The sequence below is a fragment of the Mucilaginibacter sp. genome (genome assembly GCF_028288205.1).
Lineage (GTDB): Bacteria > Bacteroidota > Bacteroidia > Sphingobacteriales > Sphingobacteriaceae > Mucilaginibacter.
Map to the genome: position 1 here is coordinate 46097 of NZ_JAQBOD010000011.1, position 13843 is coordinate 59939.

At 42.9% G+C, this 13843-nt stretch carries 15 protein-coding genes and 1 tRNA gene; 6 read left to right on the forward strand and 10 right to left on the reverse strand.

The window, feature by feature from the left end; genetic code table 11:
• The first annotated feature begins 23 nt into the window (after positions 1-23).
• On the forward strand, positions 24-578 hold the full coding sequence (locus tag JWR23_RS02365; RefSeq protein WP_299512472.1) for a hypothetical protein: 555 nt from the start codon (positions 24-26) through the stop codon (positions 576-578).
• Between the two features lie 31 nt (positions 579-609).
• A tRNA-Gly gene (locus JWR23_RS02370) sits at positions 610-682 on the forward strand.
• On the opposite strand, the gene nadB is transcribed toward JWR23_RS02370, so the two are convergent.
• The gene (nadB, locus tag JWR23_RS02375; protein WP_299512474.1) at positions 683-2275 is read right to left on the reverse strand and encodes an L-aspartate oxidase; all 1593 of its coding nucleotides are present in this window, start codon (positions 2273-2275) and stop codon (positions 683-685) included.
• Between the two features lie 409 nt (positions 2276-2684).
• On the opposite strand from nadB, the gene nadA reads away from it, so the two are divergent.
• Entirely contained in the window at positions 2685-3677 is a 993-nt protein-coding gene (gene nadA / locus JWR23_RS02380) for a quinolinate synthase NadA (protein ID WP_299512477.1), read from the forward strand.
• Positions 3678-3888: 211 nt separating this feature from the next.
• Here the strand turns inward: nadA and JWR23_RS02385 are convergent, their stop codons facing one another.
• Both JWR23_RS02385 and JWR23_RS02390 read right to left on the reverse strand, forming a co-directional pair.
• Positions 3889-4743 carry a universal stress protein gene (locus JWR23_RS02385; protein WP_299512479.1) on the reverse strand — a complete coding sequence of 285 codons (855 nt, stop codon included), beginning with the start codon at positions 4741-4743 and terminating at the stop codon, positions 3889-3891.
• 10 nt (positions 4744-4753) lie between these two features.
• Positions 4754-5077, reverse strand: coding sequence for an RNA-binding protein (locus tag JWR23_RS02390; protein ID WP_299512481.1), 324 nt, complete (start codon positions 5075-5077; stop codon positions 4754-4756).
• Positions 5078-5507: 430 nt separating this feature from the next.
• Here JWR23_RS02390 and JWR23_RS02395 point away from each other — a divergent pair, with 430 nt between their 5' ends.
• The 3 genes from JWR23_RS02395 to JWR23_RS02405 all read left to right on the forward strand — a co-directional run bounded on the left by JWR23_RS02395 (position 5508) and on the right by JWR23_RS02405 (position 7433).
• Complete coding sequence (locus tag JWR23_RS02395) at positions 5508-6068, forward strand: hypothetical protein (RefSeq protein WP_299512484.1); 561 nt, start codon at positions 5508-5510, stop codon at positions 6066-6068.
• Between the two features lie 143 nt (positions 6069-6211).
• Positions 6212-6988 (forward strand): DNA-formamidopyrimidine glycosylase family protein, encoded by a 777-nt coding sequence (locus JWR23_RS02400; protein WP_299512487.1) that lies wholly within the window; start codon positions 6212-6214, stop codon positions 6986-6988.
• Between the two features lie 115 nt (positions 6989-7103).
• A complete protein-coding gene (locus JWR23_RS02405) occupies positions 7104-7433 on the forward strand; it encodes a DUF3175 domain-containing protein (RefSeq protein ID WP_299512488.1) in 330 nt (109 codons plus the stop codon).
• Positions 7434-7582: 149 nt separating this feature from the next.
• On the opposite strand, the gene JWR23_RS02410 is transcribed toward JWR23_RS02405, so the two are convergent.
• The 7 genes from JWR23_RS02410 to JWR23_RS02440 form a co-directional block, all read right to left on the reverse strand.
• Positions 7583-8116, reverse strand: coding sequence for a YbhB/YbcL family Raf kinase inhibitor-like protein (locus tag JWR23_RS02410; RefSeq protein WP_299512491.1), 534 nt, complete (start codon positions 8114-8116; stop codon positions 7583-7585).
• Positions 8117-8241: 125 nt separating this feature from the next.
• Positions 8242-9324, reverse strand: coding sequence for a universal stress protein (locus JWR23_RS02415; protein ID WP_299512494.1), 1083 nt, complete (start codon positions 9322-9324; stop codon positions 8242-8244).
• A 485-nt stretch (positions 9325-9809) separates the two neighbouring features.
• Entirely contained in the window at positions 9810-10067 is a 258-nt protein-coding gene (locus tag JWR23_RS02420; RefSeq protein ID WP_299512496.1) for a hypothetical protein, read from the reverse strand.
• The gene (locus tag JWR23_RS02425) at positions 10054-10329 is read right to left on the reverse strand and encodes a hypothetical protein (protein ID WP_299512498.1); all 276 of its coding nucleotides are present in this window, start codon (positions 10327-10329) and stop codon (positions 10054-10056) included. Before JWR23_RS02425 ends, JWR23_RS02420 begins: the two co-directional genes overlap by 14 nt.
• A gap of 11 nt (positions 10330-10340) precedes the next feature.
• A complete protein-coding gene (locus JWR23_RS02430) occupies positions 10341-11657 on the reverse strand; it encodes an erythromycin esterase family protein (RefSeq protein WP_299512499.1) in 1317 nt (438 codons plus the stop codon).
• A 499-nt stretch (positions 11658-12156) separates the two neighbouring features.
• Positions 12157-12717, reverse strand: coding sequence for a CDP-alcohol phosphatidyltransferase family protein (locus JWR23_RS02435; protein ID WP_299512501.1), 561 nt, complete (start codon positions 12715-12717; stop codon positions 12157-12159).
• Positions 12718-12726: 9 nt separating this feature from the next.
• On the reverse strand, positions 12727-13743 hold the full coding sequence (locus tag JWR23_RS02440; protein ID WP_299512503.1) for a metal-dependent hydrolase: 1017 nt from the start codon (positions 13741-13743) through the stop codon (positions 12727-12729).
• Positions 13744-13843 lie beyond the last annotated feature (100 nt).

Genomic DNA, 13843 nt, shown 5'->3' on the forward strand with positions numbered 1-13843 from the left:
TAAGTATAACTAAATCTGCTTAAATGAAAAAGTTATTATGTTTTTCATATATTCTTTTCCTTGCATTTAATGTATTTAGTCAAAAGCTTCCACCGTTATTAAATAATGATACATCTAAATATGTGTATCCGCCTGTTATACTACTATACTCCCCTAATAAACCTGTAGTAAAACTATTCTCTCCAGAAACATTCAATTCTATAGATCCTAATAATATTGATTCTATCCGCATATATGGTAAACCCGAAAGTGTAAGTTTATATGGCCCTGACGGCCAAAATGGCGCCATCGTTATTTATACTAAAACTAAAGTTCAATTAGCAAAAACAGATCTATATAATATTAATGATATTACCCGTGTTTATAGCTTAAAAGCCAAAAATATACCCGTATATATAGACAGCATCTTAGTTACACACCCTGATAGGGTGTATTTATCTCCGGGTAAAATTATCTCAGCAAAAATTTATAAAGATGGGTTTTCGGGCACAGAATATATAAATATTATCACGCTTCGCGATAAGCAGGAAGTACCAAAAAATGGTGAAATTTGGATAAGAGGATTACCTGGCAGATAATTCAATTACTATATTTGAATATACAAATTAAGCGGAAATAGCTCAGCTGGTAGAGCATCAGTTTCCCAAACTGAAGGCCGCGGGTTCGAATCCCGTTTTCCGCTCTAAAATACCGTATCCTCCAAGACTTCCCGGTGTTCCGGATAATCTGTAGTATAATGTAACCCCCTGCTCTCTTTACGCATCATGGCTGATTTTACAACAATAAACGATACCTGTATCAAATTACGTAACTCGCAAAGCTTTACGGATAGCTTGGTTTGTTTATAAAATGCCTCGGTTTCTTCGTATAATAAACCTAAACGGCGCATGGCTCTTTCCAGTCTAAAATCAGAACGAACAATACCTACATAATCATTCATCAGCTTTTGCATTTCGCGCACATTATGCGTTACCAGGATGTCTTCGTTTGACGATTTTACACCTTTCTCATCCCAATCAGGTATATTTTCGGGAATAGTTATCGTATCAAATTTATCAATAGCATTTTTATAAATACGATGTGCAAAAACCAACGCCTCTAATAACGAATTGGAAGCTAACCGGTTAGCACCATGCAAACCGGTAGATGAGCATTCGCCGCAGGCATATAAACGCATAATGGACGACTGTCCGTAATGATCTACCATTACCCCGCCACACATATAATGACAAGCGGGCGAAACCGGTATCATATCCTTGGTCATATCAATGCCTATCTCTAAACATTTAGCATATATATTAGGAAAATGTGTTAAAATATCCTTTTTACTGCGATGACGTATATCTAAATAAACAAAATCCTCGCCTGATTTTTTTATCTCGGCATCAATGGCCCGGGCAACAATATCACGCGGAGCTAAAGACCTCCGTTCATCATACTCCTGCATAAATTCCTCACCATTAGTACGTTTTAATATGCCACCAAAACCACGTACCGCTTCTGATATTAAAAATGATGGATAGTCGCCTGGGTTATACAACGCTGTTGGATGGAATTGAATAAATTCCATATTCCTAACTTTCCCTTTTGCCCGGTAAACCATAGCAACGCCGTCGCCAGTAGCAATAGTTGGATTTGTTGTAACCGAATAAATATGCCCGGCACCACCGGATGCCATTACGGTAACTTTCGATAAGAATTTCTCTACTTCATTAGTAACTGTATTTAAAGCATATATGCCATAACAGGTAATATCATCTGATGATTTATCAACAAATTTTCCCAAATGGTGCTGTGTTATCAAATCTACAGCAAAATAATGCGTAAGTATTTCAATATTAGCGTTTTGGTGTATCTGCTCTAATAAAGAGCGCTCTATTTCAAAACCGGTGATATCTTTATAATGCAGCACCCTAAATTCGGAGTGACCACCTTCTTTTGCCAAATCATAAAAGCCTTCATTTGTTTTATCAAAACTGGTTCCGTAATCAATAATTTCATTAATGCGGTCCGGGCCTTCCTTTACAACAATTTCAACAACTTCTTTATCGCATAGTCCGTCGCCGGCAATTAAGGTATCATTTATATGTTTTTCAAAAGAGTCTTCCTTTTTATCAACAACCACGGCAACACCACCCTGTGCATATTTAGTATTAGATTCATCTTCATTTGATTTTGTAACTATCAGTACCTTACCGTGATTAGCAGCTTTTAGAGCAAAACTCAATCCGGCAATACCCGAACCAACAACCAGGAAATCCACAGATCTGGACATAGAGAATGTGTTATATGTGTAAAATTATAAAGTATGTTAATAATAGGCTTCAAAGATGTTAATTTTGTGTAAGCAAAAACCTAACAAGTAATTAAATAGTGGATAACCTTACTTTTTGCTGATAATGGTAACAATTTTTAAGCGACTTTTGAGTCGTTTTAGCAATGAAACTAACATTATAATTATCAATAAAATATTAACAAATAAGTTTTAAAAATAAAACTTGATTATGATACGTAACTAATAATCAATAAAATAAGTGGTAACAAATATCAGAAAGCTGTTAGTAAATAGTTAAAAACAATATTTTACCCCTAAACGTAACCAAACTTTTAAACATAACTAACACACCAATAACAATAGTTTCTTTTTATATATAAATCTAATTGTTATTAATTGAATTGTTGAAATGGATATCTTCGAAGAAATAAAACTGAAAGGCTATGCCGAGGAATTAATTGACCCGACACTTGACCTTTTTGATGAAATAGAAAAACTTAAAAAAGAGAAAAATGCGGTTATACTGGCTCACTATTATCAGGAACCTGATATACAAGATATTGCAGATTATATTGGAGATAGTTTGGGCCTGTCGCAGCAAGCCGCGAAAACAGATGCCGATATTATTGTTTTTGCCGGTGTACACTTCATGGCCGAAACAGCAAAAATATTATCGCCAACAAAAAAGGTACTTCTACCCGACATAAAAGCCGGCTGCTCTTTAGCCGATAGCTGTCCGCCGCACTTATTTAAAAAGTTTAAGGAGCAATATCCTGATCACCTGGTGATAACTTATGTAAATTGTACCGCAGAGTTAAAAGCTTTAAGCGATATAGTTTGTACCTCAAGCAACGCGGTACAAATTGTTGAAAGCCTGCCAAAGGATCAGAAGATAATATTTGGCCCTGATAAAAATTTAGGCGCTTATGTGGCAAAAAAAACAGGCCGTGATTTAGTACTTTGGAACGGTGCCTGTATGGTGCATGAAATTTTTTCGAGAGAGAAAATTACCAAACTGAAAGAAAGACATCCAGGTGCTAAATTACTCGCACATCCTGAATGTGAAGATGTAATACTGCAAATGGCAGATTATATCGGATCTACAACAGGTATACTAAAATATGCTACAAATCATCCTGATAAAGAGTTTATAGTAGCTACAGAGCCTGGTATTATTCACCAGATGCAAAAGGATAACCCTGACAAGGTGTTTATACCCGCTCCACCGAATAATAATTGCGCATGTAATGATTGCCCTCACATGAAAAGGAATACGCTGGAGAAGCTTTATTTATGCCTTAAAAATGAAATGCCGGAGATAGACGTTCCTCAGGATATTATTAAAAAAGCTGTGATACCTATTGAAAGAATGCTGGAGATATCGGCGAGGTTGGGATTGTAAAAAAATCTGCTCCATTTTTTTTGTTACCATCAGCATCAAATCCCACGCTGCAGTCGCAGCGATAAATTTCTAATGAAAAGCCATGTTCGCTTTTGTAATATGATTTTGGAAATAGTCTAATCAAATTACTTCCATTAGATCCGATAGTAAATGGGCCGTTAATACCTTTTTTATTTTTAAAGGAGAATACCCATTCAAAAGTAACACATTATTAATCGCTACTATCCGGTAGCTGATTTTCCCTGATAAGCAACAGCGGTACAGGCGTACGAAAGGCCAGTTTTTGGGTTAGGCTGCCATGAAATAAACGGTCAAAGAAATTATGGTGCCGGGGTACAGCGATCATCAGCTGTATATCATGTTCCCGGGTGAATTGCAGGATGCCTTCCGCGATATCTTCATTGATCAGATAATGATAATCCGGCTTTTCCCGGTCCCAAAGCTCGTGCAATGCGGTTTGTTCATCTATGGTGTCCGGCGTAAAATGCGCCCGGTCTTTTGTATCCACATTAAGGATCAGCAAATGAGCATTCAGTGCATGGATAAGGCGCCTGATCACATCTGCCGGGGTAGCAGCGGAAATATTTTCGAGTTCGCAGGCAAAGGCCACCCGGCGGATCTTTTTATACACGGCCTCCTTTGGTACAAACAGCAAAGGGGCGGCCCATTCTCTGGCCATCAGCAGCGTATTGCTCCCGATCAGGACTTGTGCCAGCTTGCTTTTGCCGGTAACGCCCATCACCGTCAGTCCAGTCTGCTGTTCTGCCGCAATAGCGGTGGCAGCTGTCAGGAGTGGCCGGCCATCCGTCAGGATACCGATCAGCGTCCGTTCGCTGACATATGTGCGCAGCTCGTTTTTCAGTTTGGTCAAACCGGCCAGGCTTTCCAACCGCAAACGTTCCATGTCCGCGAGTTCCGGCAGGGGTACTTCTGCCGGCGGCATAAACTCATAGGAATGATATAGCATTAATTCATCAGCTTCCAGTTGGTGCGTCAGCCCTGCGGCATAAAGCGCTGCCTGATGCGACGCCTGGGAAAAATCGATCAACACGAGGATCCTTTTCATGGCTACCGGCCTAATAAAATGGTATTTTAGCCTTTAGCGAAGAGGCAACTAATACCGGGTGGTTTCTGGGCCTTTTGTGGCTTGGCTGCGCGGCATGTGGCTGCTCCGTCTGTTTGACAACAATCTCCCGGCCGTCTATCTCCATGCCGTTTAATGCGTTAATAGCTTGGTATCCAGCGGCATCACCGGTTATTTCCAGGAAGCCAAAACCTTTGCTCTGGCCTTTTTGGTCGGCAACAATTTTGGTGGCTTGCACCAGGCCGAATTGTGCGAACCAGCGTGTGAGTTCAGCGGCTTTGATGCGGTAGGGTAAATTAGCAATGAAGATTTCCATGGCCTGTCATTTATAAAGGTGAACAATTCATTTCTTATATCAGGGCGCCCGGGGAGCCGGGCCATTGTAACAAGTATTAGTGGGTATCGGAAAAATAAAAGCCGGCGGGGCCGCTACAATAAACTACACAGCAACAGCCAAAAAGTTTGGTGCTAATGATGAGATTTTTTTCACAAAATTTGACACTCATTTCAGGTACCATTTACTGAAATTAATGATCTAATCATACAACGATGAAAAAACATTTTTTTTAATTATCCTGCCAGCCTGCCAGCCATGGATTTTGGCGGACAACTGGCGGACAAAAAAATTTTATTACTTAATAATTTCCTTTTGGATCATATTCAAGGTTTATGTTATTTATTTTTCAGAGCGTAAAATAAAACCAAAACACTGGTTAAATGGTTTATAATATAAAAACAAACTGCTCATGGCAACAGCGACAAAGGAAAAAACCGTAAAGATAACTGCCAAAAATAAAGTAGCCAAGAAAGACCTGTCGGCCGGTTATAATCGCTACAAAAAATTCGGCAAAGCGCAATATACAGGCATGCAGATAGGGCGCGGGCACCACTGGCATTATGATGAAGGCGATTGGAAGGAAACAAAGATCACGCCCGATCTCTGGGAGATCTCGTATGCTGTAACTAAGCGGCGTGTCGGTCATGCGCCCGAAAACTCGGGTGTACCTGTTGGTACAGAATATCAATGGTATATTATTTCGCATCAGCACGCTAAAAAACTGAACGCGAACGATTATTCGACCGAAATGACCGGTTTAAAATTCAAACTGGCCCATAAACGTGCGGATAAAGCTGCCTGGAGTGCCAAAGCACCCACCCAACGAAAGCATTTGGTGCAATTTTTAAAAGATTTTATCGCCCAATTAGAAAAAGAACCGATACCGCTGGAATTTGAATATGAAGGCAAAGCTTATCAAGGCGAAGGCATACCGATTTCAGCAACCTGTGCAGATGATGTATGCTATTAAGTAGATGTTACGCTGAATGACGAAAACCTCGGCATAATCCGCTGCGCAAAAAGCGGCTGGAAAATGGACCGTTTAGAACAAGGGTTGGTTGACGCGATTGGCAATGAAATATTTCTTTATTTTGAATAATCAATTTCCAAATTATGCCCGAATTACCCGACCTGCAGGCCTTTAGCCATAACCTCACCAACATATTCCATGGAAAAAAGTTGGATAAGGTAGAGGTGATCGTTGACAGAAAACTGAACGTGTCTGAAAAAGAATTACAACAAACACTGTCCTGTCTCGAAGTGGAGCAATTCAAGAGAGCAGGTAAAGAACTCCATATCATTTTCAAAGGTGGCCATAGCCTGGGTCTGCACCTGATGCTGCATGGGCAATTAGTCATATTTAAAGAAGCAGACACTCCTCCCAAAAACCAGATTATTAACCTGCTGTTTGAGGATGGAACCAGGCTGGCGCTTACAGATTTTCAGAAAGCAGCGACCCCGACTTTAGATCCTGAAACAAGTTCTGTGCCGGATGCGCTGGATACGGACACTGATTATCTGTCAGACAAACTCAGCAAAACAAAAACGCCTGTTAAAACAGTGATAATGGATCAGAAGATCATCCGGGGCATAGGTAACGCCTATGCGGACGAGATCCTGTGGAACGCCAGGATATCGCCTTTTTCGGCAGCCAATAAAATCCCAAAAGATCAAATCAAAATACTGGCCAAATCAATAAAAAAAGTGCTCATAAATGCTGAGAAGCAAATTCTAAAAATAAAATCCGACATCATCAGTGGCGAAGTGCGGGATTTTATGGAAGTGCATCAGCACGGGAAAAAGCAGACCTCTACCGGAGCCGCGATCCATCATAAGGAGCTATCGTCGCGAAGCACTTATTATACCGATGAGCAGGAATTATTCAATTAACTAATAATGGCAGCGTTTCAGGACAAATATTTTTTCCCCGGACCTGTACAATAAAAAAGAACTCATAACAACACACAAAGCATATAAAGAAAACCCACTTTAATCAAAAAATGTGATGGCAACCGTAAAAAATAAAGCAAATGGAAAGAGGTCTCCTGTCCGAAAATGGTCAGCAAAAGTGACAGAAACAAGCAATGCGCTTGACCTGAAAAACAATGTTTTCGAATTATCCGACCCTAAAAAAATTGCGGTATCTTTAAAACATTCGGCGGAAAATAGCGAACGAAAAAAATCCACACCGTTTCGGTCTGCGATGTCCATGTTGACGTTTTATATTAACCGGGCGGGCAAGAACCTGGACACATCGCAAAAAAAGGTGTTGGAAAAAGCCAAAGATGAACTACGAAAAGCATTTGGGCGAAACCCGGTACACGGACGCGCCTGAATTACTCAAAGCGCCGGGACCATGATGGAAAACAAGTTTTTATGCAGCAGCTTCTCCCAAGCCCCTTTTATAAATATATATCAACAGCCCGATCAAAAACTAACTTGTCATACCCTGTTTTTTGCTTAAAAGGTGGCAGGAGGATGGTTTTAATGTTTGGTTTTTGCGTATAAACCTATCAGTTCGCCCTCTGCCAATACATGCCCGCTCATCGCTTTTTCCAAAGCTGGTTTGTCTGTACTAATGCCAATATTCAGGCGGGTATCAAGCGCATATACTTTAAAATGATAATGGTGAGTGCCGGAGGGAGGGCATATGCTTTTGTACCCTGGTTGCTTTGAACCATTCAGGCCTTGCTCCGCGTTTTTAAAATGCTCCGGGATATTTCCACTGGTATCAATATTCCAGACTACCCAATGCGTAAAACCACCTGTTACCGGTGCGTCCGGATCGTGCAGGATAAGTGCCAGCGATTTAGTACCGGCCGGAATGGCGGTTATGGTAAGCGGCGGGCTGATCTCTTCACCCTCACAGGAATATTTAACCGGGATCATACCATTTGCTGTAAAGCTGGCGCTGGTTACGGTTAACTTTGTTTGATGGGTAAATGCTATCATGAGGATGATGATCAACAAAATGAACAATAGGGAAAGGAAACGGTTTGTTTTTGCGGAACGGTTCATGATTAACCTCCTTTTTATGAGTCAAAGCTGTCCATAAAATACAATTGGGTTTAAAAATGGTTTTATAACGTTCAAATAAAAATACGGTATCAAATTCATCTGCTGAAACTTTTAACCACCTTGCTTCAGAGGGCTTCATTCAAAAGTAACAAGGGGATATGCGTATGAAAAGCTAATTTCTTTGTAACGCTGCGGTGAAACAGGCTTTCAAAAAAGCCATATTTTTGCGGAATGGTAATCACGAGCTGGATATCCTGCCGGTCGGCAAATCGCATAATCCCGTCGGCCACATCCTTGTGGGTGATGTAATGGTATTCCGGCTTTTCACCATTCCATTGGTCGTTCAGGGCAGATTGCCCGGCGATCTTGTCCTGATCAAAATAATGCCGGTCACGCCCAATATTTAAAATAACCAGCTGCGCGTTCAGGTCATGCAGAATAGTTTTAATGGCCGCTACCGGTATGGCGGCCGGAGACAGCTTCAGGTCGCAGGCAAAAGCGATCCGGCGTATTTTTTCAAACCGGGCGTTGCCGGGGACGATGAGCAGCGGAGCATGGCATGTTTTCGCAAGGTCAAGCGTATGGCTGCCAATGAGCAGTTGTTTCAGGTTACTTTTCCCGGTGATGCCCACGACCACCAGGCCGGCAGCGCCGTTCTCTGTCATGTTTTTAACCCCCGGGGCAATCGCGAGCTCATCGGCATAAGTTTCGATGAGGGTTTGCTTACTGACCACGGTCTGCAGTTGTTCCTTAAGGGTTTCCAGTTCCGCGTGGCTTTTCCCGGCAGTATCAATTACGCTTTCTGTTGCCAGCCCCGTAACGTTCAGCGCAATAGGATTAAATTCATAGGAATGGTATAAGACCAGGCGGGAAACGTGTAACTGGTGGGTCAGGCCGGCGGCATAGCGGGCCGCGTTGGCGGCGGTTTCCGAAAAATCGGTGAGGACCAGCAGGACTTGCATATGGGCTATTTTTTCGAAGCGGACATCAATCATCCGGCCGAGCTTTTTTAACGCACTTTCCGGGATGTCCCATTTGCCCGGGTTATCGACCAGCCATGACTTTTTGCCGGAACGGGTTAATACCACCGGGGCCTTTTCACCGGTCATCCGCTCCACCTTGAATTGGCGGCGTTCCTCATCCATCGTGGTAATGATCAGGCCTATTTCCAGATTGCCTAAAGGCAATCTTTCAGTGAATGTTTTCATCAGGTTTCCTCCGTATACTTTCCTATTGCGCGGTTACTCCAACCGCGCTGGTTTAATGTCCCCGATCAACTTTCGGATTGCTTTTTGGACCGTTCCGATCAGTATCTGATGATACTTTATACCTCATTTTTGATCGTTTTAACAGCAAATAAAAAGAGTCTGCTGGTGACCGGCAGACCCTAACCAATTGTGTAAATACTCCAAGTTAAAATTGCAAAAAACAACAGTTTAAGACTTGGTGATTTTATACGGTAGCAATTCAGGGGCTATTTTTTAAGATCAGTACCATAAGTACTGATCTTAAAAAAAGCCACAAACGAACTTTCAAATTGTTTTAATAAAAACAAATTAAAGACCTCATAACGGATCTGGCTATGGGTTGTATTTGTTATAAGGGGACCGTTGTTCCCAAAAACGGAGCACCGCGGCCAGTTTACGCACGGATGTTCAGCATCAATTGCAGGTCAATGTTTATTTAAAGATATTTAAACAGATTTCCATATTTTAAAGACATTTTCGTGCCTTGCGTCCTCGTCCCGGATAACGATCCCTAAATGATCCGGTCTTTCGGGGTGGTGGTGCTCGATCAACCGGTAGACCTGTTGCAGCAGATTACCCAGCCGGGTCTCAAAATCTGCCCTGCTGATATTGATCAGCACCTGGTCGCGGTATGGCGCCACCAGGTTTTTATCTCCCAGCTCGCTTTGCAGCAGTTGGATGATATTTGCTCTAACTTTTTCCATTTTTGATATGATGTTTTACTTTTCGTTTGTTTTTGATTCCATTCAGCACAATCTCCGGATCTGCATTAAAAAGAGATGCTATCGATCCGGTGATGCACCAGGGAATTGCGCGAATTCGGTTCTCATTAATGAAACGCCGGCAGGCATTCGCCGTAGTTTTTTTAGCCGGTTGATTAAACATTTCACCAAGTGAAGCATTTTTACGTACCTGCGCGCCGTCACTTTTGCTGATATTCTGAAATGGTTGGATATATACTGCCATCTGGATCACATTTAAAAATTAAAGGGATAAGTTTCCGGAACCAGGTGTCCGTCGGGTTGGATATGCAATGGATGCAGGGCCGTAGTCTCATCGATAAACAAAAAGGCATCATACCTGGAACCAAGGATTGTTGGCACATAATTGCCGTGCTTTTCATGCAGCGGGTTATATACTACGCCTACAGCACGGTGGGGCCACACTTCATTCCAGCGTTTCTGCGGATGTTTCCGATCAAAGATCAGCATCCGGTTTCCGGCATACGTGCGATGCATTAACTCCTCCACGCTGCCTCCCCTTGCAGCGGGTACCGGCATCACCTCCATGGGTGCGCCCCATTCTTTACCCGCGATCACTGTACCCAGGTAGGAGCCAAAGCCCACCAGCACCGTATCTTTTTCTCCCAATTGCTCGCGGGCCAGCTGCCCGGTATTATACATGCCGTGGTGCTGCATGTCGGTATAGCGCGCATCGCCGATATGGGTATTGTGTTCCCAGACAATGGCTTTGGCATCCGGGCCATGGAATTGCATCAAACGCTGCAGGGTTTCCATCATATGGGTATCGCGCAGGTTCCAGGTGTTGTCATTAAAACTCATCATGTTACTGTAGTATTCCTCGGCATTGACGGCGATATGCGCGTTCTGTTCTGTGTTTAAGGCCGCTTCAGGATCGGAATCATAAACGGGCGATTTTTTCCTGATTTCGGCCAATAAATTGATCACTTCCTGCCGGCACGAGCTTTCCAGGCTATATTGGGAGCGGGCATACTTGTGTGGGTCTTCCTCGTAGGGCTCAAAACAGCGGATAGCTTGTTTTGCCAGTTCCGCCGCTTTGGGGTCATTAGTCTGTAAATAGCCAACCAGCGCGTCCATGGATTCCCAGAGGCTGTAAACATCCAGGCCATAAAAACCAACCCGATTGTTGGCGGGCTTTCCGTTGTTAAATAATTTAAGCCAATTCAGCAAAGCGTCCACTTCCCAGTTGGCCCACATCCAGGTTGGCCAGCGGCGGAAGTCGCGCAATAGCTCGTGTGATTTTTTATCCTGATCGGCATAGCCCTTTATATAGCGGTTCAGCCGGTAACAATCCGGCCAGTCACCTTCCACAGCGATGAAATTAAAGCCTTTTTCCTCGATCAGTCGTTTACTGATCGCCATGCGCCAAGTATAATATTCATGGGTGCCGTGCGTAGCTTCGCCCAGCATCACGCAGCGGGCATTGCCGATGCGCTCCAGGAGCGGATCCAGCTCACCGGCATTCTTTATAGGATATGTCTTTTGCTTAGGCGTTGGTAACGGAGCTGTTTTTAAAGTCTGTTCAATGGTCATGTTTTACAGAATAAAGGGGTTAATAATTGACCAGTTTTGCCGGAATTCCGGCAGGATAATTCAATAAAAGAAAAGGATGGGCTTGCTGATTGAAGTATCGGAAAGAATGTAATGGCAGCAGAATGCTATTTTATAGCCGCTTTATGTATTGAGGAAAGTTTTTATCTCCAACGCCTCCTCTGCCATCTGTAGCCATGGCCAGAGTGTTCCTATGAACCCCACATATAAGTACGTACGGGCCTTGACCCGTCCCTATGACCACGTGTGTAAACGTATCCGCCTCCGCTCCACATCCCTTCACCATCGATCCAAACTTTGATAATGTTCTCATCTGTATACGTTTTTAATCATGCAAGCGCTGTTACAAGCCTGCTTACAAAAAACAACAACCATAATTAACTATGGTTTTAATAATTTTCAATTGTATATAAACAAAACAATATGTACTCCGGGTAAAGGCCATGGGGTACTAAAAACAAGATCTGTTGCGCTTAATTTTTTATTTTTTTAGCCAATACAAACCCTTTACATTGGTGCGATAATGGGGAAGCAGTATGATTAGCATGATCTCTTCGATAAGGTCTATGCCGGTGAGGATAAGTGTAAGATAGAACAACCAGTAAACGGGCTGTGGCAAAAAGAAAAATGCGATCAGGAATATCCCCTGGCACACTGCAGCAATTTTAGCCACATAAGTATGAAAGCTGGTCATCTTGCGATATTTAATGAATGCCAGGGTATTTTGCGAAAGATAAAGCACAAGTAAAATCACGATGGGTATGATTTCCTTTAAAAGAAATGCGGGATTTTGAACATACATACCGATAATAGCCGCAACAATAGTTAAATCATCGGCAACCGAATCGATCGTTGCCCCAAATGCACTTTTAATTTGATACCGGCGTGCAAAATAGCCATCTATCGCATCGGTAAAAAAGCTGACCACAAGGAGCCATTTAAACAGGTTAAACTGATTTATAAATACCAGGTAAATCAGCAACGGGGCGGCGATCATCCGATAGAGTGTAATGCCGTTAATTATATAATAGCTATTCTTCATCACGATGCTTTAAGGTTGGTGGCCGGCTATCCGCCAGAAATAAGCTTTGAGCGCACTTTTGTTCCAGCCCACCAGTCGGCCCTGTAGCAATAACACCGTCTTGTTGCCGGCAGTTAACGGATAGCGCAATACAAATGGGGCATTGGGCACCCTCCAACCCTGTACCTGACCGAACTTCAATACATTGAAATACAGCGAACTGCCGGTTTTTGAAAAGGTGTAATACCGATCAGAAAAGGTGACTAAATGCTGTAATGTCCTTTTATCCCCGATCTGATTGGCCAGCACCTCATTTTTTAGCTGCTTTTCATAACGGACCGGTTGCCGCGGATCATCCCATACGGAACTGTAGGCCGTATAATAACCACTATCGATGGCCGCGACAATGTACCATAACATACAATTGAATGGCGCCGGTGTAGTAAAATAATAGGCAGGGTTGAAGTGCTGCGATTTAAAAGAATGAATGATCCGATGGTTAATATACGCTTTGTTCAAACCTGCATAACCGGTATAGCAGGCTGAAATGAGGAGCATAGCCCAAACCCACTTTTTGCGGTAGGGATAAATGACGGGTTTAACGAATAAAACTAAGCTTCCAACCAGCAGTCCGGCGGTAAATAGCGGATCGGCCACATATAACAAATTGATGGAAAAACGCCGATGGCTGAAAGGTTCCAAAAGGCCGGTACCATAGCTGTTACAGGTATCAATCAGGTCATGCAGCGTCAGCTGTAAGCAAAAGAAAAAGAGCAGTGCGGTATAGGATAACACCGCCCGGCTATAAATTTTCTGCACCAGGAAGGCCAGAAGCGCTCCCGCGGTTAAGGCGAACAGCAAGGAATGCGTTAAGCCGCGGTGGATCAGCAAGGCCTCGTCCGCCGGAAAAAAGAAAGCGGGAAACGTATCGATATCGGGCAGCGCCTGTGCTGCTGCACCCCAAAGCAGCCCCTTTTTACCTAACCTTTTAGCTGGTAAAATTTCGGCGATGCAAGTGCCTAAAGCCAGGTGGGTAATAACATCCATGTTTCATCGATATACCACCTATAATAAGCGTTATCGTCATTAAATGTTTGATGCATAGTGATTTATTCCTAAAAGGAGTGGTTGCCCGGATTGCTTTTTA